This is a genomic window from Streptomyces justiciae (genome assembly GCF_015163075.1).
GTDB classification, from domain to species: Bacteria; Actinomycetota; Actinomycetes; order Streptomycetales; family Streptomycetaceae; genus Streptomyces; species Streptomyces justiciae.
Genome location: NZ_JADDXU010000025.1, coordinates 102,836 through 123,919 on the forward strand (window position 1 = coordinate 102,836; position 21,084 = coordinate 123,919).

Sequence of the window (21,084 nt, forward strand, 5' to 3'; positions counted from 1 at the left end):
GCTCCGGAGGCGGTCAGGCGTCGACCGCCTCGCGTCGGCCGGCGGGCTGGGCCGACGCGGCGATGCGGGCCGCGCGGTCCGGCATGGTGAAGGCGAAGAGCGCGGCGACCGCGGAGATGGCCGCGAGCACCAGGTAGGCGTGCTGAAAGGCGGAGACGGGCGGGTGGGCGTCGGCGCCCGTCCCGACCGCGGTGGCCGAGGCCAGCACGACGGTGACCACCGCGGGGGCGGCGGCGTTGGCGGCCTGCCGTACGACGGTGTTGAGGGTCGAGGCGTGCGAGACGTCGGCCTTCGCTATGGCGGTGAACGAGGCGACCGTGGTCGGCATGAACACCCCGCCCATCGCCGCGCCGAGCAGGAACATCAGCCCCCGGAACGCCCACAGCGAGGACTCCGCGTCCAGCCGGGAGAACGCGACCAGCACCAGCGCCACCCCGAGCAGTCCGCAGCCCGCGATCCGGCGTGGACCGACCCGCGCGTAGAGCGGACCGACGAGCTGGACGGTGAGCAGCACACCGAGAGCCTCGGCGAAGGTGGCGGAACCGGACTCCCAGGCGCTCAGCCCCAGCCCCTCCTGAAGGAAGAGCGGGCCGAGGAACATCGCCCCCATGAAGCCGATGAAGCCGATGAACGCGGTGATGTTGGTGTCGCGGAACAGCCGGTCGGCGAAGAGGCGGACCCGCAGGGCCGGTTCGGGCACCCGCAGCTCGACCACCACGGCCGCCGCCAGCAGGGCCGCGCCGCCGATCAGGCCGGCCAGCACCAGTGGACTCCCCCAGCCCATCTCGGCACCCTCGCTGACCCCGAACATCAGCCCCGCGGTGCCGAACGCGGTGAGCACCAGGCCCGGCACGTCGAGGCGGCCGGGGACGTGGTCCCGGTGCCGGTCCAGGAAGAGCAGTCCGAAGACCAGGACCGCGACGCCGATCGGGAGGTTGGCGTAGAACACCCAGCGCCACGACAGGTGGTCGACGAGCCAGCCCGCCCCCATGGGGGCCAGGGCGGGCGCCACCTGCTGCGGGATGATCATGTAGCGGGAGACCTTGACCTGCTCGGACAGGCTGAACGTGCGGTAGAGCAGGGCGGCGGTGACCGGCAGCAGAATGCCGGCCGCCAGGCCCTGGAGGGCACGCCAGGCGACCAGTTCGCCGAGCGACCCGGCCGCGCCGCAGAGTCCGGAGGCGAGGGTGAAGACGGCGAACGAGACGAGCACCGTGCTCCGGCCGCCGAAGCGGTCCCCGAGCCAGGCCGAGACGGGGACGGCCAGGCCGACACAGACGGGGTAGACCACCACGACGGCGTCGAGGCCCGCGGTGGCGAGCCCGAAGTCCCGTCCGATGGAGGGCAGGGCGACAGTGGTCCCGGCTCCGTCCACGATGGACATGAACGCGGTGACGACACAGACGATGGGGACGACGATGCGCTGGTTGAGACGTACGGACACATGCTGAGCATACTCAGTTTGAGTAACCTCAGTGTTTCCTGGAGCCCTTCCACCGCACCCGGACGGCCGGTCGCCCGACGGCCCGCCGCCCGCATGCGATAGGAACGGACACGCGGCGCACAGCAGTTGTGACCCGTGAAGACATGCGGACGAGGACGGGAGCGCCACGGTGAGGGACGTACCGGGCAGCAGCGATCCATTGATCGACGAGATGTTCGCCACCACGCACCGGTTGCGGACCTACGTCGACGGACGGCTGGCCGAGAAGGGCACCTCCGTGGCGCGGCTGCGCGCCCTGCGCTTCCTGGCCCACACCGCAGAGCCGATGCGGATGCGCGACCTCAGCGACATGCTGGGCATCGCCGCCCGCACCGCGACCAGCCTGGTGGACGCCCTGGAACGGGAGGGCCTGGTGGCACGGCTGCCCCACCCCACCGACCGTCGCGCCCATCTGCTCGCCCTCACCGACGCGGGCCGCTCCCGCCACCAGGAGGCGGAGGACCTGGACCGGGAGGCCCTGAGCACGGCCACCGGCGCCCTCACCGCCGAGGACCGCGCCATCCTGCGCACGCTGCTGGGCCGCATCCGCGACACGGTCGACGCGGCCCCGAAGCACCCCCAGGCCGCCGGTACGGTACCGGGCGGACGGCAGTCGGAGTAGGCCGGTCGGTTCAGGAGCGTACGTCGACGTAGTCGCCGGCCGCCTTGGCGGGCCCCGTAGTGGTCGAGCCGGGGAAGCTCCAGCGCCAGTAGCCGTCCTTGACCGCCTTGACGGTGGTGCGCAGCGTGCCGGTGCTGCTGGTGTTCACCGTGGCCACCGTGGTGTAGGTGCTGCTGCCCTTGGGGCGGAACTGCAGTTTCACCGCCCGGCCCGCGTACCCCGCATACCGGTACGTGTCCCAGTTGGCCCGCACCAGCTTGCCCGTGACGGTGATCCGCGCGCCCTTCGCCACCGGTTCCGGGGCGGCGTTGACGGTCAGCTGCGCGGCACGCTTGAGGGAGAACGACCCCGCACCGGGGGCGAAGACGGAATCTCCGTCGACCGCGTCGACCAAGGCGTCCACCGACCAGGTGCCCGCGTTGGCGTTGGCCAGGTCCACCGGGTCGTCGCTGCCGGGGGCCGGGTGGGCGTTGACGGTGAACGTCGTCGTGCACGACGTGGCGGTCTCGCAGAACGCGTCGGTGGTGTAGAAGCCTCCGTGGGGACCTTTCAGGTCCACATCGGCGAAGGACAGCCCGGAGTCGTCCGCTCCGGTGACCGTGACCGGGAACGTCACGTTGCGGGTGATCCCCACGATGACGTCATGCCCCGAGTTGACGACCGCACCACTGACCACGGGCTCGCTGACCGAGGCGTCGGACACGGCATCAGCCGAGGCTCCTGCCCCCACCAGCACAACGGCGACGGCACCCACCACGGCACCGCGCCTCGCTGTACGGGCGGGCGAGGAGCTCTCGCGCCCGCCGGTCTGTCTGTCGCCCATCAGCGCGACGTATCGGCTCATCAATCCTCCAGGGGAGACGCACCGCGCCTCCCCAACCACTGCCCGAACGAGGGAAGTTGGCGGCAAGCACGGAAGACAGGGCTGTATCGCCTCGTACGACCACCGAACCGGCCCGATCGTTGCCCTGGATACGAAAGCTCCAGCGCTCCCCTCTCCCCCGTCGGACCCGGCGCTCCTCCCCCTCTCGACGCCAACCGCACCGCAACAGGCATCATTTGTCGGACAGGACAGCAGGAGGAGCAGCGCCGTGACCGACACCAGCGACACCCGACCCGCAGACGGTGCGGCACCAGCGGCCCGGCCGAGCCCGCTGCTCCGGCTGATGCGCTACCTCCCGCTGATCGCGCCCGTCCTGCTGTGGGCCGTGCCCTGCGGGGTGCTGCTGTACTCCGGTCAGCACTGGCCGCTGCCGGTCACGCTGGTCGGCACCCTCCTGTTCGCGCTCGGGCTGATCGCGATGCCGTTGACCATGGTGCGTGGCCACGGCCGGCGCCAGCAGGACCGGGCCGCGATCATCGGTGACAGCCTCCTGGGCGGCAGCTGGGTGCTGTTCACCTGGTCCGTTCTGCTCGGCGTGCTGCTGCGACCGGTCCTGGCCGTGGCCGGCGTCGGGGACGGACAGGATCGGGCCCGTATCGTCACCTGGGCCGTCCTCGGTGTGGCCGCCGTACTGCTCGCCTGGGGGTATTACGAGGCCCGGCGCGTCCCGCGCGTACGCGAACTCGACGTGCCGCTCCCCCGCCTGGGAGCCGGGCTCGACGGCACCCGGGTCGCCCTCATCACCGACACCCACTACGGGCCCCTCGACCGCGCCCGCTGGTCGGCACGAGTTTGTGAGGTGGTGAACACCCTGGAGGCCGACCTGGTCTGCCACACCGGCGACATCGCGGACGGCACCGCCGAACGCCGCCGCGCCCAGGCCACCCCGCTCGGCACCGTGAAGGCCACCCGGGCCCGGGTGTACGTCACCGGCAACCACGAGTACTACAGCGAGGCCCAGGGCTGGGTCGACCTGATGGACGAGCTGGGCTGGGAACCGCTGCGCAACCGCCACCTGCTGCTCGAACGCGGCGGCGACACCCTCGTGGTCGCCGGCGTGGACGACGTCACCGCCGAATCCTCCGGCCTGGCCGGCCACCGCGCCCACCTCGCCGGAGCCCTGGACGGCGCCGACCCCGACCTCCCCGTGCTGCTCCTCGCTCACCAGCCCAAGTTCATCGACCGGGCCGCCGCCGCGGGCGTCGACCTCCAACTCTCCGGCCACACCCACGGCGGTCAGATCTGGCCCTTCCACCACTTGGTCCGTATCGACCAGCCCGCCCTCGCCGGCCTCACCCGGCACGGCCCCCGCACCCTCCTCTACACCAGCCGCGGCACCGGCTTCTGGGGCCCGCCCTTCCGCGTCTTCGCCCCCAGCGAGATCACCCTGCTGGTGCTCCGCAGCAACGGAAGTACAGCCGCGTCCGATTGAGCGGGCAAGGCCGCCGACCGACGAGGCACTGGCGGCGGGGCCCGGCCCTCCTGGATTCTGGCCGCATGTGCCGGGCAGTGGGCTCCCCCCGCCGGGGTGTCCGCACGACGACGGAGGCAGCAGCCGATGGATCGAGCCGACGACGTACGCAAGATTCGCAGGGATCACGCCACACCCGTCTGCCCGGTCGACCACGGAGACGACGGCACTTGGCGGGTACACGGCTATCACGCGGCACGTGCAGTGCTGCGCAGCACCGACACCGTGCAGGCCGGTCTCGGGATCGAGACCGTGGAGAAGCTGCCGGCCCGGATCAGGCGGCCCGTGCTGTACCGGGACGGGCTGGAGCACCGCGAACACCGCCGACAGACCGCCCGCTACTTCACACCCCGCCGTGTGGACGAGCACTACCGGGAACTCACCGAACGCATCGCGCGCCGGCACCTCGAGACCCTGCGGAGCGCGGGCGAGGCATGGCTGGAGGACCTCACCTTCGGTGTCTCGATCGATGTGGCGTGCGAGGTGATCGGCCTGACCCGCAGCAGACCCGGCATCCAGCGTCGGCTGGAGCGCTTCTTCCCGGAGAAGTTCGGCAGGCCCGGGCTGACCAGTTGGCACGGGATCTACTGGCTGTTCCGCCAGAACAGCAACTGGCTGCGGATCTACCTCGCCGACGTCCGCCCCGCCGTCCGGGCCCACCGCGAACGGCCCGCGGACAACCTGATCTCACACCTGATCGCCGAGGGATGTTCCAGTGCCGAGATCCTCGGCGAGTGCCTCACCTACGCCGCCGCCGGCATGGTCACCACACGCGAGTTCATCAGCGTCGCCGCCTGGCACCTGTTCACCGACGCGGCGCTGCGCGAGCGCTACCTGGCCGGGGGTGAGGACGAACGTCTGGCGGTGATGCACGAGCTCCTGCGCCTGGAGCCCGCGGTGGCCCGTCTGAAGCGGCGGACCACCGGTCCCTTGGACGTGCCGAGTGCGGACGGGCCGGTCACCCTGCCCGGCGGCGCGCTCGTGGAGATCTTCGTGGACGAGGCGAACACCGACCCGGAGGCGGTGGGCGACCGTCCCAGAGCGGTCCGGCCCGGCAGAGCTACGACGACCGGCCGTTACGCGGCCGCCCTGTCCTTCGGCGACGGACCGCACCGCTGCCCCGGTGCCGACATCGCGATGATGGAGGCCAACGTGTTCCTCGGTCACCTCTTCGCCCTTGAGGGCATACGTATGCTCACGCCGCCCCGCGTCACGTTCCAGGACGAGATAGGCGGCTATGTGATCCGCGGACTGCGCGTGGCGGTCGACCCGCGGTGATGCCACGCGAGCGCCGGGCTCACCGCAGCGGCGGTCCTGCGGCGCCCGGGCCGTTGGACGGCTTGATCGGGGGCTGTCAGACCAACAGACTGCATCGGTGAGCCCTGAACTTCCCGTCTTCCGCTATCACCCCGATCCGATCGCCAGCGGGTCCGTCCGCGAGAGTGCCGAGACCTGCGCGTGCTGCGACCGCGCCACGGGGTGGATCTACACCGCGAGCTTCTACACTGCCGAGGACGTCAGCGGACGCTTCTGCCCGTGGTGCATCGCGGACGGCAGCGCGGCCGGACGGTTCGCCGGCGAGTTCATGGACTCCTACGGGCTCGCCGGCGTCAGCGAGGAGATCCTGCACGAGGTCACGCGCCGCACCCCCGGATTCCATGCCTGGCAGGATCCGCACCGGCTCGTCCACTGCGACGACGCGGCCGCCTTCATCGGCGAGGTCGGACACGGCGAACTGGCAGCCCACCCAGAGGCCCTCGACCAACTGAGGCAGGATCTGCGCATGGGTGGCCGGCACGACGCTGCCCAGCTTGAGCAGTTCCTCACCCACCTCGGCGAGGGCGCGACCGCGATGCTCTTCCGCTGCACCGTCTGCGGCACCCACCTCGCCTACGCCGACGCCTCGTGATCAGACCGGGTCGGCGGCCCGACTCCGGGGGCGGCCGGTCACGCCAAGTCCTCGACGTCCACCGGTAGTTCGGCGAGCCGCCACTCCAGCATTCCGTCGTGCAGACGGATCGCCCGCCGGCCCCGGTCGGTCAGCAGGCGTACAGCGTCGTAGGCGAGGACGCAGTATTCGCCGCGGCAGTACACGACGATCTCCGTCTCCGCCGGCAACTCGCTGATGCGGTCGGCCAGTTCGGCGACGGGGATGGAGCGGGCGCCGGGGATGTGGCCGGCGCGGTACTCCTCGACCGGCCGGACGTCCAGGAGCACCACGTCCCCCGCCGTCACGCGGGTGCGCAGTTCCTCGCGGCTGACTTCCGCCGCGCCGTCCTCCCCGAGGTAGGCGTCCCGGGCGGCGGGCACGGCGGCCTGGTGGGCTTCGGCGACCTTGCGCAGCAGTGCGAACAGCTGGGCCACGTCGTCGCCGGCGAGCCGGTAGTGGATGCGGACGCCCTCCCTGCGGGTGGCCACGAACCCGGCCTGTTTGAGGGTCTGCAGATGGGCCGAGGCCGTCGTCAGGTTCAGGCCGGCCGCCTTGGCGAGGGCGTCGACCGTGCGCTCGCCCTGGGCCAGCAGGTCGAGGAGTTCCAGTCGCTTTCCGCTGGCCAGCGCCTTGCCGCTGGTCGCGAACGCGTCGTACAGGTCCGCCTTCGTACCGGTCGTGGTGCTGCCCGCGCTTCCCGCCATGTCATCCTCCATAAATCCATGGAATAGTGTAGGTGATGGCACGGGCCATGACCACACGCGCCTCTCGTACCCGAAACCCTGGAGGGCCGGATGGGCTTCGCCGACGACCACCTGATCCCCCTGGTCGACGAAGGCCTGGGCAACAGCGCCTACCTCGTCGACCTCGGCGACGGACGCGCCCTGTCCGTGGACGCCGCCCGTGATCTGCGCGGCCTGCGAGCGGCCGCCGATCGGCGCGGTCTGACCGTGGCGTACGCCGCGGACACGCACCTGCATGCCGACTTCCTCTCCGGCGCCGTCCAGCTGGCCCACGACCAGGACGCGACCGTGCTGGCCTCCGCCGCCGGACACCGCGCCTTCCCGCATCGCGGTCTCGCCGACGGTGCCGAGGTCGACCTGGGCGGCCTCACGCTGCGGGCCCTGGCCACCCCCGGTCACACGGACGAGCACCTGTCCTTCCTGCTCCTGGACGGCGCCCGCGTACTCGGCGTCTTCACCGGCGGCTCCCTGCTCGTGGACTCCGCCGCCCGCACCGACCTCCTCGGAGCCGAGCGCACCGAGGAGCTGGCCCGCGCCCAGTACGGCTCGCTGCGACGCCTGGCCGCGTTGCCGGACGAGGTCGCCGTCTGGCCCACCCACGGCGCGGGCTCCTTCTGCTCGGCCCCGTCCGGCGGCCGACGCACCTCCACCATCGGCGCGCAGAAGCAGAGCAACCCGCTGCTGGCCGCCGACGACGAGAACACCTTCGTACGCCGACTCATGTCTCAACTGGGCAGCTACCCGGACTACTTCGACCGGCTCGCCGAGGTCAACCGGCGCGGGCCCAGGGTCCTGACCGGGGAGCCACCGCTGCCCGCGCTCGACCCGCGCCAGGTCAAGTCCCAGCTCGCAGAGGGCGGTTACGTCGTCGACGCGCGCCCGGCGGCCGTCTATGCCACCGGGCACATCCCCGGGTCCGTGTCCATTCCGCTGCGCGGGCAGTTCGCCACCTGGCTGGGCTGGCTGCTGCCCGACACCGCGCCGCTCGTCCTCGTCACCGACGACGACCAGGATCTGACCGAGATCGTCTGGCAGGCGTACAAGATCGGGTACGAGCACCTCGCCGGACGGCTCACCGGCGGCCTGTCCGCGTGGCTGGCCGACGGCAATCAGCAGGCCGTCACCGCGTTCGTCACCGCCGATCGCGCCGAGGACCGTCCCTACCTCGACGTACGGCAGGAAGCGGAGTTCACCGCCGGGCACGTGCCCGGTGCCGTGCACATCGAGCTCGGCGATCTCGCCGCCCGTGCCGTCGACGCCCCCGAGCGGCCGGTCGTGGCCTGCGGGCACGGCGAGCGCGCGATGACCGCCGCCAGCCTCCTCGAACGCGCGGGCCACACCGACATCGCCGTCCTCGACGGCGGACCCGCCGACTACGCCGCGGCCCACGGTCGCAGGCTCGCCGAAGGCGGCGCCGGGTGAGTGTCACCGCCGACGCCGACGTCCGGCCCGTGCGACTCGGCCTGCGGGAGAACTGGCCGCAGTTCACGCTGCTGGTCGTCGTCAATGTCTGCGTCGGCGGCCTGGTCGGCCTGGAACGCACCACTGTCCCGCTCATCGGCACCGAGACCTTCGGCATCACCAGCGATCTGGCCGTCTTCTCCTTCATCATCGCCTTCGGCCTCACGAAAGCGATGACCAACCTCGCGGCCGGTGTCCTGACGGCCCGCTTCCGCCGTAAGCAACTCCTGCTCGTCGGCTGGCTGTTGGGCGTACCGGTTCCCTTCGCCCTTGCCTGGGCGCCTTCTTGGGGCTGGATCGTCGCCGCGAACGTGCTGCTCGGCCTCAACCAGGGCCTGACCTGGTCGATGACCGTCAACATGAAGATCGACCTCGTGGGCCCGGCCCGCCGCGGCCTGGCCACGGGCCTGAACGAGGCGGCCGGTTACACGGCGGTGGGGGCCACCGCGCTCCTCACCGGCTACCTGGCCACGACGCACGGTCTGCGCCCGGTCCCCGAACTCATCGGTGTCGTCTTCGTCGCCGCCGGACTCGCCCTCTCCCTCGCGGTCCGCGACACCGCCGCCCACGTCGCCCTCGAACTTGCCCAGCGCACCGAGCCGTTGCCCACCGACGAGAGCACCGGCCTCAGGGCGACCTTCGCCCGCGCTTCCTGGCACCACCGCTCGCTGCGGGGCGCCAGTCAGGCCGGCCTGGTCAACAACCTCAACGACGGCCTCACTTGGGGCGTCTTCCCGCTCCTGTTCACCCAGCACGGCCTCGGGCTGGCCGCCGTAGGTCTGATCAAGGGGCTGTACCCGATCCTGTGGGGGCTCGGCCAGATCCCCACCGGCCACCTCGCCGACCGCATCGGCCGCAAACCGCTCATCGTGTACGGCATGCTCGTCCAGGCCGTCGCCTTCGTGCTCGCCCTGGCACTCCTGGACCGCCCCCTGCTCGCCGGGATCGCCTCCTCACTGCTCCTCGGCCTCGGCACCGCCATGGTCTACCCGGCCCTGATCGCCTCCGTCTCCGACCACGCCCACCCCGCCTGGCGCGCGAGCGCCCTGGGCACCTACCGCTTCTGGCGCGACATGGGCTACGCCGCCGGCGCCCTGGTCGCCGGAATCCTGGCCGACAGCTTCGGCCTGAACGCCACCGTCCTCGCCGCGGCGGTCCTCACGGCCGTCAGCGGGCTGCTGGCGGCGCACTGGATCACCGAGAAGACCAACCGCTAGCCGCATGGAGACGATCGGGACTTCGCCTGCCGGTCCGACGCCGGCAGGCGAAGCAGGGGGACCGCGGGTGCGCACCGACTCGCACCGCATCCCGAAGAGGCGGGTCCGGGGGGAAGTGACCCGCCTGCGCGAAAGCCGACCGGCACGACGCCTTCGTCGGCGGCGGCTCTCGACGTCGAGCATGCCGTGACGTTTCCGCGGGCGTCATACCTACCGGCGCAAGATACGTATCCTGCCCACGCGCACCGTTCCTGCGCGGGAGAAGGGAAATCCCTTCATGCCACTGCCGGGAGCGGCCGCTCCCCACACCCCCACCCCGTCGAACCCGATCAAGCACGCACAGGCTCCTACGTACTCCTTGATCGCGGTACGTATGCGCGGACGTTCCGCTGCACGGCAGTTCTAGGTCTCGGCCCAGGGTGTGATCCGGAGCCCCGGCGCGCGACCTGGCGCACGACAAGCGCGTTGGGCAGCCGTGACGCGCCGTCAAAGGCGCGTCCGCCATGTCTCGTCGGCGACAGCGCAAGAGGAAAGGCCCGCATGTACGGCACCCCGCCCGGCTCCGGAGACGTACGCGGCCGTGCGGCACGCACCTCGCGCCGGGTGATCCTGCGTGCGCTCGACATGCCTGGCATACCCGCCGCCACGGCGGTGACGGCGCAGGCGGCCTTCGACGCTCTGTACGTGTACGCCGCGCCCGCGCTGGTGCAGCAGACGTATCTGCTGACGGGCAGCCGCCGACTGGCCTTCGAGTCCGCCGAACACGCCTTCCACCAGGCTTGGGAGTGCTGGCCCGAAGTGGCCCGCGATCCCGATCCGGTGGGGTGGGTACGGGAGCAGGCGCATGAGTACGCCCTGTCCCCCTGGCATCGCTTCCGGTGGCTCGTCACCCCGCCTGGCCCGCAGCCCGGCGACCCCGTGTGGCAGGCGTTCCTGACGCTGCGGCCCTTGCATCGCCGTGCCGTCCTGCTGTGCGACGGGCTGGGGCTGAGCGTCGGTGAGGCCGCCGCCGAGACACACGCCAGCACTCCCGCCACCCGCAACAGGCTGGTCCACGCCCGTGCCGTGCTGCACGAGCGCCTCCAGGGCGAGGACGTGCCTCGGCAGTGGATTCGGCAGCAGCTCCTACAGGCGCAGGCCTCGACGCTCCCGCAGCCGTGGTCCGTGCGCGACGGCAGTGAACGACGGGTGCGCGCCCTCACCCGCACCGTCGCGCTGGTGACCGCCGCCCTCCTCGGCTGGATCGCCGTCACCGTCGCCACCACGCCGGGGCACTACGAATCCGTGGACCGTCCCCGCACGACGCATGACCGGACGAGCCCCGCTGGCCCGCCCGCCGCGCGCTCCGGCGACGGGGGCGTGCGGCAGCACGCCTGCGCTGCGGAAGCTCCGTCGCGCTTCCATCGCCTCACTCCTCCAGGGTGCCTCGGCGATGTGGCTGGGCAGTGATGGGCGCTGTGGAAAGAATCGATTCTGCCGAAGTGTGGGAGGCGTGCGACGGGGGATGCGAGCGGCCCCCTCGTCGCGCCACGGGTGTTGCGCGTGAGATCGCGGACGGTCGAGCGGATGTGACGACCGCCGACGCGACGACGCAGTAAGTGCGGGGCCGGGCAACGGCCTTGGCCGCAGGCCGCGTTCCCGCGGCCCGACCATCTCGTACGCCGTTTCAAAGGTGAATGTGGGGCTATTGGTGGGGTTCTTATCCTCATGGCGTCAACCGGGCCGTCTGCCGGTGGAGTTGACCAGTTTCGTCGGCCGCGCCGCCGAACTGGCCCAACTGACCCAGCTGTTCCGACAGGCACGGCTGGTGACGCTCGTCGGTCCCGGCGGCGTCGGCAAGACCCGGCTCGCGCTGCGGGCCGCGGCGCAGGCGGCGCCGAAGCTCACCGACGGCATACGGCTGGCCGAGCTGTCCGGGCTGCGCGGACCCGAACGGTTGCCCGAGGTCGTCGCCGATGCCCTCGAACTGCCCGACCGGCGGGGCGCGTCCGGCTTCGAGGCCGTCGTGAACCACGTCGCCGCCCGGGAACTGCTGCTCGTCCTGGACACCTGCGAGCACATGGTCGACACATGTGCCCTGCTGGTCAATGTCCTGCTGGCTCACGCTCCCGGCCTGAGAATCCTCACGACCAGCCGGCAGCCCCTCGGCGTGCCCGCCGAGCACGTGGTGCCCGTACCGCCGCTCGGCCTCGCGGAGGGCGAAGCGGGCGAGGCGGTGCAGCTCTTCGAACAGCGGGCGGCGTCCGCCGTTCCCAGTCTGTCGTTCACCCCCGAGGAACGCACGATCGCCGTGTCTCTCTGCCGGCGCCTGGACGGCATTCCGCTGGCGATCGAACTCGCGGCCGTACGGCTGCGCGCGCTGCCCATCGGCGTCCTGGCCGCGCGCCTCACCCAGAGCTTCACCGTGCTGGGTGCCGGCCGGTCCGGGACGTCGACACGGCATCAGAACATGGCCGCGACCATCGGCTGGAGCCATCAGCTGTGCTCCCCCGACGAGCGGCTGCTGTGGGCCCGGTTGTCGGTCTTCGGCTGTGACTTCGACGTGACGGCCGTGGAGGCGGTCTGCACCGACGCACGGCTGCCCGCGGGGTCCGTCGTGGACTGCCTGGTCGGCCTGGTCGACAAGTCCGTGCTCCTCAGGCAGGGCGACCGGTACCGGTTGCTGGACGTCATCCGTGACTTCGGCGCCCAGCGGCTGGAGGAGGCGGGTGAGACCGCCCTCATGCGACGGCGTCTGATCGGCTACTTCCACACCCGGCTCCGGGAGTTCGAGGAGCGCTTCTTCACCTCCGAGCAAGTGCCGCTGCACAAGGCCCTGTTGGCCGAACACCGCAACCTCACCGCGGCCCTGGAGTACGCCGACGCGGACGGCGTACTGCTGCCCCTGGCCGCCGCCATGTGGCCGTACCGGCTGTGCGCGGGTCATCCGGCCGAGGCCCGGTACTGGATGGACCGGGCGCTCGCCCAGCAACCCGAGGTGTCCGAGGACCGCGTCAAGGCCCTGGTGTGGGCCACCACGTTCGCCGTGATCCAAGGCGACGCGGAAGCCGGGCAGCGGCTCGCCGCCGTCCTCCAGGAGCAGGCCGCGCGACTCGACGACCTCCGGCTCCAGGGACTGGCCCTGATGTGCCACGGCATGGCCGGGGCCCTCGCGGGCGAGGCGCAGGAGGCGGTGGCCGAGCTGCGCCTGGCGCTGGACCGCCTCAGGAAACACGGGACCGAACTGGACGTGGCGCTGGCGAACCTGCGGCTGGGTGTCGTCCTCGCCCTGCACGACCGGGCCGAAGCAGCGATCGGCGTCTTCGAGGAGGTCCTCCGCCTCGTCGGCGCGGACAGCGAGGAGAGTTACGTCCAGGGCCACGCCTGCGGTTTCCTGGCGGTCGCCCAGTTGCAGGCCGGCCGTCCGGCCGCCGCCGAGCAGGCCGCCCGCCGCGCGCTGGCGCTGCACGACCGCCGAGCGGACGTCCTTGGCGTCGCCCTGGCCCTGGACTTCCTCGCCTGGGCCACCACCGGCCTCGGCCGCCACCAGCGGGCGGCGCTCCTCCTCGGCGGCGCGGACGCGCTGTTCCAGCTCCTCGGCCGGGGCCGGGCACTGGACAACCCCCAACTGCTGCGCACGCACGAGCGAGCCGAGTCCGGTCTCGACCGGGCGCTGGGGAATCAGTCCGTGCAGCAGCTGCGTCGCACCGGCGCGTCCCTGCCGCACGAACAGGTCCTGGTCTTCGCCCTGTCGGACGACGCCGCCCCACCCGCGCAGGACGAGGCCCCCGCGCACGGCGGCCTGACCCGACGGGAACGCGAGGTCGCTGCCCTGGTGGCCGGCGGATTGACCAACCGGGAGATCGCCGAACGGCTGGTCATCTCCAAGCGGACGGCCGACACCCATGTCGAGCACATCCTCGCGAAACTGGGTGTCTCCTCCCGGGCCCAGATCGCGCCGCTGGTACCACCCGAGCCCACCCCGGACGAGCACTGACCAGGACCCGGCACCCTCGGGCTTCGGGAAGCCGTCGCCGTCCCGCCCCCACGGCCTACCTCGGCCGGAACGCCTCCCCGCGGGGCGACGGCAGCGATCCTTGACGCGGCAGGGCAGCCCCCTCCCCGGCTTCGCTGAGCAGCTGCCGCAGCGCCGCCGTCCCCCGCGGGTCCGGCAGCGTGGGGTCCAGTGCCTCCAGGGCGCGCCGGGCCCGCCGGGCGGCGCGTCGGGGGCGGCCGTCGTGGTGGTCGAGGAGGGCCTGGGCATGGCGGGCGAGCATGGTGGCCCAGGCGTCGGTGCGGACGCTCGGATGGGTCAGGGCGCGGCGCGCGCTGTGCCGGGCGTCGTCCGGCGCGCTGCGGAGCTGTGCCACGGCGAGGGCGGCGAGGCTGACGGCGGGTGAGGGGCCGCCCGGAGCCAGGGCCGGGATGGTGTCGGCGGCCTGCTTGAAGTGCGCGGCGGCCGAGTGGACGTCGTGGTGGTGGCACGCCAGCACCCCGTGGACGTAGGCCACGCGCCCGATGGTGGCGTCGTCGCCGGCCAGCACGGCCGCCCGCCAGGCGCGCGCGAGCAGCTCGCCGGCGCGCCGCGGATCACGGTCCGCGCACATCCACGCCGCGAGCCACCACCCTTCGCGGCGCACGGGGCTGTCGGCGGGGGCGGGCAGGGACAGCAGGCCCAGCAATACCCGGCGGCCCTCCTCGACATGGCCGTAGACCATCCACCAGAACCAGAGGCCGACCATCGTCTCCACGGCCCACTCCACGTGCTCCTGCCGGGCGACCGCGTGGCTGATCGCCGCCTGGATGTCGGCGTGCCGTTCGCGTACGAGTTCGACGGCCTGGCGCTGGCAGCCCGTGCTCCAGAGGTTCTCGGCCACGGCTGCGGTACGGCGGCAGTGGAGCATGCGGCGTTCCGCGGCCACCCGGAACTCCTTCGTCCCGGTGAGCTGTTCGAAGCCGAAGTCGCGGGCCGCCCGCCGCATCCGGTAGCGCGGCATGCTGACGCCGCCCGGACCGTCCAGGCGCTCCAGGACCCCCGAGGACACCAGCCGGGCCACGCAGAAGGGAACCTGCTCCGCCGCCACGCCCCCGCCGGCGCACACGAACACGGCCGTCTCCTCGGTGAACGGGCCCTGGAGGACGCCGGCGCGTCGCCATACGGCCCGTACGTCCTCCTCGCACAGCAGGTACTCGGCCGCCATCGCCTCCCGCAGCGAGCGGTGGCGCGGCACGCTGCGACCGTTCGCGCTCAGCCGGCACTGGTTGTGCGTCACCAGGCCGGGGAGGTCGGCCGGCGCGTGCGTGCCCAGTTGCTGTGCGGCCAGCTCGATGGCGAGCGGAACTCCCTCCAGCACGGAGCACACCTCCTCGATGGCGCGCAGGTCCGACTCCGTGGGCCGGAAGTCCGCGACCGCCCGCCGCGCGCGGTCCAGGAACAGCTCCACCGCGGCGGACGGACGGCCCGCGTCCTGTGGCGGGCGGCAGTCGAGGGGCGCCAGGCGGAAGACCCGTTCCTCCCCCACGCCCAGTGAGCGGCGGCAGGTGACCAGAACGCGCAGCGTCGGCAGGGCCATCAGCAGCCGCTGCACCAGCCCCGCGCACTCCAACCGCACCGGGTCCACATCGTCCAGGACCAGCAGCGTCGGCAGCGCGGGCAGGTCGGCCACCGCCGCGAAGAGATCCGTCCGTGACGCCGCCGGCCTGCCCGTGAGTTCCTCGACGACGCGCCGCCCCAGGCCTCCGGGCACGGCCGGCCCGCGTCCGGTCCAGCGCACGCGGACCACCCGCTGCCAGGGGCCGGTGTCCATGGCAGCCCGGCACAACCGACTCTTTCCCACCCCGGCCAGGCCGGTCACGCTGACCAGCCGGTGCCCCGCCATGGCCGCCCGCAGCGCGGCGAGGTCCGTGTCCCGACCGACCAAGGTGCCGCTCTCGGAATCGCCGGGCCTGATCAGCCCGCCCGGGCCGCCGACAGATGTCCGCACTTTCGAATCTCCCCGTAACGCTCTCGGAATGCCATGAACACGAGCACGGCAGCACGGACCCCCAAGAGAAGAACCGTCACTGCAAGCCATGCCACGGCCACTCCAACGCGCCCTCCATGCGCCGGGTAGCGCAGAGGAGCGCCGATTCACACCCCCCAATGAACGTTCGAACACCCATGCTTTCAATCCCTCACAAGACGGGTGTGCAGTACTACGTACCAAGGCCCGGTCACGAATTGAGGGGGTCCGTATACGTACGGAAGAGCAATTCCCGTTCTCGCGTTTCCCTGTGGCGGCCCTACGTATACGGGTGGTTATCAGGCACGAATTCGGTTCTTTCACTTGAACGAGTGAGGCAGTTGGACGCCGGACGGGTCGAACGGCAGCATGGCCGCCGTCGGCCGCCCGGCCGCCAGGTCCTCGGTGCCTCGTCGCACCCCATATCAGGAGTTTTCAGTGCTCAAGGGTTTCCGTTCGTTCCTGCTGCGCGGCAATGTCGTCGATCTGGCGGTCGGCATCGTCATCGGTGCCGCGTTCACCGCTGTCGTCACCGGATTCGTCACCGCGTTCCTCACGCCGCTGATCGGTGTGGCGACCGGCGCGGTCGGCGACTTCAGCAAGCAGGAATTCACCGTCGCCGGGACCTCTTTCCCCTACGGAGCCTTCCTGAACGCCCTGATCAGTTTCCTGCTGGTCGCCGCCGTGATCTATTTCGCCGTCGTGCTCCCCGTGGGCCGGCTCCAGGAGCGTTTCAACCCGGTCAAGGACCAGCCGGTCGCCAAGGTCGACTGCCCGGACTGCCTGAGCACCGTGCCCGCGGCGGCGGTCCGCTGCGCCTTCTGCACCGCCGAACTCGCGGGCCGTCCCGGGTTCCCCGCGCAGGCAACCGCGTCCGTCGGCTGACCGACACACCTCTCGTCGGCGCAGTACCCGTGTCTCCTCCTTGAGGAGGAGACGAGCGAGCCGCCTTGGTGCCCTCGTATCAAGCGCAAGTGCGGACAGCCGCACGATGCTCCGGCACCCCCGGTCCGGCCAGGCTGGTGACACATTCCGAACCAGACCTGGAGACCCGTTTCCGTGGCTACCTTGCTCTACCGGCTGGGCCGAACCGCCTTCCGGCGTCGCTGGCTTGTGACTCTGTTGTGGGCGGTGATCCTCGGCGCGGTCGGCGTCGGTGCCGCCAAGGCGCCGGCCGCCTCCGACAGCGGTACGTCCTTCATGCCCGGCATCGAGGCGCAGAAGGCCTTCGACCTGATCGGCGAGCGCTTCCCGGGCTCGTCCGCGAACGGGGCGAACGCGCGGATCGTGTTCGTCGCCCCCGACGGTGAGAAGGTGACGGCCGCCGGCAACCGGGCCGCCATCGGCGCCTTCGTCAAGGAGGCCGCGGCCGCGCCTCAGATCTCCGGCGCCGTCGACCCGTTCGCCGCGAAGGCGGTGAGCAAGGACGGCTCGACCGCGTACGCGACCGTCAACTACAAGGTCGAGGCCGACGACCTCACCGACGCCGACAAGGCGGTGCTGGAGAAGGCCGTCGACCAGGCCCGCGACTCCGGGCTCACGGTCGAGGTCGGCGGCACCGCGCTCGCCGAGCAGCCGGCGGCGGGCGGCTCGTCGGAGGCGATCGGCATCGTCCTGGCCGCGGTGGTCCTGCTGATCACGTTCGGGTCCCTGGCAGCGGCGGGACTCCCGCTGCTGACCGCCGTCATCGGCGTCGGGATCAGCATGGCGGGCATCATGGCGCTGGGCAGCGTCTTCGGGCTGTCCATGACCACCGGGACCCTCGCCTCGATGCTCGGACTCGCGGTCGGCATCGACTACGCCCTGTTCGTGGTCTCGCGGTATCGGGAGGAGCGTGCGAACGGGCACGAGCCGCGTGAGGCGGCCGGTCTGGCCGTCGGCACGGCCGGCTCCGCCGTCGTCTTCGCCGGACTCACCGTGGTCATCGCGCTCGCGGGCCTGTCCGTGGTCGGCGTGCCGATGCTGACGAAGATGGGCCTGTGCGCGGCGGGCGCGGTGATCGTCGCCGTGCTGATCGCCCTCACCCTGGTCCCGGCCCTGCTCGGCATGTGGCCCAACGCCGTGCTCTCCCGCGCCACCCGCAAGCGCGGCCGTGCCACCACAGCGGCGGACAACGGCGGTACGCGCTGGGCCCGCTTCGTGCTGCGCCGCCCGGTCGCCGTGCTCGTGACGTCCGTCGTCGGCCTCGGCGCCCTCGCCCTGCCCGTCGCCCAGCTGGACATGGGGATGCCGGGCGCCGAGTCCAAGCCGGTCTCCTCGACCGAGCGGCGTGCCTACGACGCCCTCGCGCAGGGCTTCGGCGCAGGCTTCAACGGTCCCCTGACGATCGTGGTCGACGCCCGGGGTGCGGACGACCCCAAGGCGGCCGCGGCCGGGATCGCCCAGGAGATCGGTGCCACGCACGGGGTGGTGTCCGTCTCGCCCGCACGGTTCAACCCGGCCGGTGACACGGCCCTGTTCTCCGCGGTACCGGCCACCGGCCCGAACGACGAGAAGACCCAGGACCTCGTCCACAGCATCCGCGCGGAACGCGCCGCTCTGGAGCGGGAGACGGGCGCTACGTTCAAGGTCACCGGCAGCACCGCGATGGACATCGACGTCGCCCAGGCCCTCCAGGCCGCCCTCGTGCCCTACCTGGCCGTGATCATCGGCCTGGCCCTGGTGCTGCTGCTCGTCGTCTTCCGTTCCGTGCTCGTCCCCGTCAAGGCCGCCTTCGGCTTCCTGCTGAGCGTGCTCGCCGCCCTCGGCTCGGTGGTCGCCGTCTTCCAGTGGGGCTGGGGCGCGGGACTGCTCGGCGTGGAGCAGCCGGGTCCGATCATGAGCCTGATGCCGATCTTCCTGGTGGGCATCGTCTTCGGCCTCGCCATGGATTACGAGGTCTTCCTCGTCGCCCGGATGCGGGAGGCCTACGTCCACGGCGACCGGGCGCCCCAGGCGGTCGTCACCGGCTTCCGGCACAGCGCACGGGTCGTCAGCGCCGCGGCCGTCATCATGATCGCCGTATTCTCCGGGTTCGTGGGCGCCGCCGAGTCGATGATCAAGACGATCGGCTTCGGACTGGCCGTCGCGGTGCTGTTCGACGCGTTCGTCGTCCGCATGGCGCTCGTGCCGGCGGTGCTGGCGCTGCTGGGCGACAAGGCGTGGTGGCTGCCGAAGTGGCTCGACCGGCTGCTGCCCCGCGTCGACGTCGAGGGCAGCGGCCTGGCCAGGACGCGCCCGCAGGCTGTCGACGAGCAGCCCGTGTCGCCTGATCCGGTCCGCGTCTGAGCGGTACGCCCGAGGCCGCGGCACCCACCACCAGGGCGTCGCGGCCGGCCGTATGTGAGCATGACCTTCTTCCCCCACCTCGGAGCGCGATGAACACAAGCTGGCAGCGCTGGGCAGCGGCTCGACCCCGAGCCGCCGAGGCGGGGACGCTGGCCCTGCTGGCCGCGCTCACGATCAGCGGTGTCCTGGTCACCCGCGCGGTCATGTCCACTCCGCCTCTGTGGCCGGCCCTGGACCTGGCCCTCGTCGCCAGCGCCGCATTCCACTGGCGGCGCGTCCGGCCGCTGCCGGTGCTGGCCGTCACCCTGGTGTGTGCCATGGGCATCGGCGCGCTCGGCTATCTGCTGACGCCGCTGCTGATGGGACCGCTGCTGGCGGCGCAGTACTCCCTGAGCGTCCACTCCCCGCGCCGCACCACCTGGAACAGCGCGCTGGCCGCCGCCCTCGGCATGGTGGCCACCGGACTGTTCTTCCCGCCGTTCCACCGCTCGCCGGTCCTCTCCATCGTCAACCCGACGGCCTGGGTGCTGCTGGCCGCGGCTCTCGGCAGCTACATCCGGGTGCGCCGCGAGTACGCCGCCGCCCGCGCCGAACACGCCGCCCGGGAGCGGGAGGAGGAGGCCAGGCACCGGGTGTTCCAGGAACGGATGCGCATCGCCCGGGAGTTGCACGACGTGGTCGCCCACCACCTGACCCTCGCCGACGCCCAGGCCTCGACCGCCGCCCATCTCGCGGCGACCCACCCCGAGCAGGCGCTGGACATCATCGGCAAGCTGCCCCAGACCACCTCCGCCGCCCTGCACGAACTCAAGGCCACGGTCGGGCTGCTGCGCCAGGACGCCGACCACGGCGACGACCTCGCCCCCGCGCCCGGCCTGCAAGATCTGCCCGAGCTCGTCGACGCGTGCGCGGCGGCCGGCCTGACGGTGACCGTCAGCGTCGAGGGCCAGGCACGCCGACTCACCCCGGTGCTCGACCTGACGGCGTACCGGATCGTCCAGGAGGCCCTCACCAACGTCAGCAAGCATGCCGCCACCCCGGCCGCGCGAGTCCGCCTCGCCTACGCCCCGCACCGGCTGATGTTGAGCGTCACCAATGACGCGGCCCCCGGCGGCCCGTCGGAGATCAGAGGGGGGTTCGGGCTGGTCACGATGCGCGAGCGGGCCACCGCCGTGGGCGGCACCTTCCACGCGGGCCGCCGCCCGCAGGGCGGCTTCGAGGTCACCTGCACCCTCCCGCTCGACGACCGCGAGGACAATCAAGAACACCACCGCGAAGACCGCCCTGCCGAAGGCCCCGCCCTATGACGATCCGCGTCCTGCTCGCCGACGACCAGGCGCTGCTGCGCGCCACCTTCCGCATCCTCATCGACTCCGTCGAGGACCTGACCGTCGTCGCCGAGGCCGCCGACGGTCAGGAGGCCGTCGACCTGGTGGCCGAGCACCGCCCCGACGTGGTGATCATGGACATCCGGATGCCGAACCTCGACGGGGTGTCCGCCACCGCCGCCATCTGCGCCCGGCCGGAACTCTCGGGGACCCACATCCTCGTCCTCACCACCTTCGAGAACGACGAGAACGTCGCCAAGGCCCTGCGGGCCGGCGCGAGCGGCTTCCTGGGCAAGGGCGTCAGCCCTGACGTCCTGCTGGCCGGCATCCGCACGGTCGCGGCCGGCGAGGCCCTCCTGTCGCCCGCCGCCACCCAGACTCTCGTCGCCCGCTTCCTGGCGACGCCCGACACCGACGACTTCCTCGCGCTCCCCGCCGCCGTCCAGGGCCTCACCGACCGCGAACGCGAGGTCGTGGCCCTGGCCGCGTACGGCAAGTCCAACGCCGAGATCGCCGACCAGTTGGTGGTGAGCCCGCTGACCGTACGCAGCCACATCCATCGCGCCATGACCAAACTGGACGCCCGCGACCGCGCCCAGCTGGTCGTCATCGCCTACCAGAGCGGCCTGGTGAAGCCGCGCCCGCACAGCTAGGTGTACTGCTCAGGGACGTTGGTCAACCTGGCTGGGCAGTACAGC

Annotated in this window: 16 protein-coding genes; 12 read left to right on the plus strand and 4 right to left on the minus strand. The window is 71.9% G+C overall.

Annotated features, from left to right (window positions below; all coding sequences use genetic code 11):
- Positions 1–13: 13 nt before the first annotated feature.
- Positions 14–1,444, minus strand: a complete 1,431-nt coding sequence (locus IQ210_RS42455; protein ID WP_322658122.1) for a DHA2 family efflux MFS transporter permease subunit — start codon at positions 1,442–1,444, stop codon at positions 14–16.
- Positions 1,445–1,613: 169 nt separating this feature from the next.
- On the opposite strand from IQ210_RS42455, the gene IQ210_RS42460 reads away from it, so the two are divergent.
- A complete protein-coding gene (locus IQ210_RS42460; RefSeq protein ID WP_322658124.1) occupies positions 1,614–2,105 on the plus strand; it encodes a MarR family winged helix-turn-helix transcriptional regulator in 492 nt (163 codons plus the stop codon).
- Positions 2,106–2,115: 10 nt separating this feature from the next.
- Here IQ210_RS42460 and IQ210_RS42465 read toward each other — a convergent pair whose 3' ends face one another.
- Entirely contained in the window at positions 2,116–2,949 is an 834-nt protein-coding gene (locus tag IQ210_RS42465; protein WP_228049451.1) for a calcium-binding protein, read from the minus strand.
- Between the two features lie 247 nt (positions 2,950–3,196).
- On the opposite strand from IQ210_RS42465, the gene IQ210_RS42470 reads away from it, so the two are divergent.
- From IQ210_RS42470 to IQ210_RS42480, 3 genes are all read left to right on the plus strand, one after another.
- Complete coding sequence (locus IQ210_RS42470; RefSeq protein WP_194084598.1) at positions 3,197–4,420, plus strand: metallophosphoesterase; 1,224 nt, start codon at positions 3,197–3,199, stop codon at positions 4,418–4,420.
- Between the two features lie 126 nt (positions 4,421–4,546).
- Positions 4,547–5,737, plus strand: a complete 1,191-nt coding sequence (locus IQ210_RS42475) for a cytochrome P450 (RefSeq protein WP_194084599.1) — start codon at positions 4,547–4,549, stop codon at positions 5,735–5,737.
- 97 nt (positions 5,738–5,834) lie between these two features.
- Positions 5,835–6,368: a CbrC family protein gene (locus tag IQ210_RS42480; RefSeq protein ID WP_194084600.1), complete on the plus strand. Its 534-nt coding sequence runs from the start codon at positions 5,835–5,837 to the stop codon at positions 6,366–6,368.
- A 38-nt stretch (positions 6,369–6,406) separates the two neighbouring features.
- Here IQ210_RS42480 and IQ210_RS42485 read toward each other — a convergent pair whose 3' ends face one another.
- Positions 6,407–7,093 (minus strand): ArsR/SmtB family transcription factor, encoded by a 687-nt coding sequence (locus IQ210_RS42485; RefSeq protein WP_194084601.1) that lies wholly within the window; start codon positions 7,091–7,093, stop codon positions 6,407–6,409.
- A gap of 90 nt (positions 7,094–7,183) precedes the next feature.
- Here IQ210_RS42485 and IQ210_RS42490 point away from each other — a divergent pair, with 90 nt between their 5' ends.
- The 4 genes from IQ210_RS42490 (at position 7,184) to IQ210_RS42505 (ending at position 13,786) form a co-directional block, all read left to right on the plus strand.
- Positions 7,184–8,554, plus strand: coding sequence for an MBL fold metallo-hydrolase (locus IQ210_RS42490; RefSeq protein ID WP_194084602.1), 1,371 nt, complete (start codon positions 7,184–7,186; stop codon positions 8,552–8,554).
- Entirely contained in the window at positions 8,551–9,810 is a 1,260-nt protein-coding gene (locus tag IQ210_RS42495) for an MFS transporter (RefSeq protein WP_194084603.1), read from the plus strand. The genes IQ210_RS42490 and IQ210_RS42495 overlap by 4 nt, the downstream gene beginning before the upstream one ends.
- 540 nt (positions 9,811–10,350) lie before the next feature.
- On the plus strand, positions 10,351–11,259 hold the full coding sequence (locus tag IQ210_RS42500) for a SigE family RNA polymerase sigma factor (protein ID WP_194084604.1): 909 nt from the start codon (positions 10,351–10,353) through the stop codon (positions 11,257–11,259).
- 283 nt (positions 11,260–11,542) lie between these two features.
- Positions 11,543–13,786, plus strand: a complete 2,244-nt coding sequence (locus IQ210_RS42505) for an ATP-binding protein (RefSeq protein WP_194084605.1) — start codon at positions 11,543–11,545, stop codon at positions 13,784–13,786.
- A 55-nt stretch (positions 13,787–13,841) separates the two neighbouring features.
- Here IQ210_RS42505 and IQ210_RS42510 read toward each other — a convergent pair whose 3' ends face one another.
- Positions 13,842–15,773, minus strand: coding sequence for an ATP-binding protein (locus tag IQ210_RS42510; protein ID WP_194084606.1), 1,932 nt, complete (start codon positions 15,771–15,773; stop codon positions 13,842–13,844).
- A 456-nt stretch (positions 15,774–16,229) separates the two neighbouring features.
- Here IQ210_RS42510 and mscL point away from each other — a divergent pair, with 456 nt between their 5' ends.
- The 4 genes from mscL (at position 16,230) to IQ210_RS42530 (ending at position 21,039) form a co-directional block, all read left to right on the plus strand.
- A complete protein-coding gene (gene mscL, locus IQ210_RS42515; RefSeq protein WP_194084607.1) occupies positions 16,230–16,676 on the plus strand; it encodes a large conductance mechanosensitive channel protein MscL in 447 nt (148 codons plus the stop codon).
- 174 nt (positions 16,677–16,850) lie between these two features.
- Positions 16,851–19,058 (plus strand): MMPL family transporter, encoded by a 2,208-nt coding sequence (locus IQ210_RS42520; protein WP_194084608.1) that lies wholly within the window; start codon positions 16,851–16,853, stop codon positions 19,056–19,058.
- Between the two features lie 89 nt (positions 19,059–19,147).
- Positions 19,148–20,365: a sensor histidine kinase gene (locus IQ210_RS42525; RefSeq protein WP_194084609.1), complete on the plus strand. Its 1,218-nt coding sequence runs from the start codon at positions 19,148–19,150 to the stop codon at positions 20,363–20,365.
- Entirely contained in the window at positions 20,362–21,039 is a 678-nt protein-coding gene (locus IQ210_RS42530; protein WP_194084610.1) for a response regulator, read from the plus strand. The genes IQ210_RS42525 and IQ210_RS42530 overlap by 4 nt, the downstream gene beginning before the upstream one ends.
- Positions 21,040–21,084: the final 45 nt, after the last annotated feature.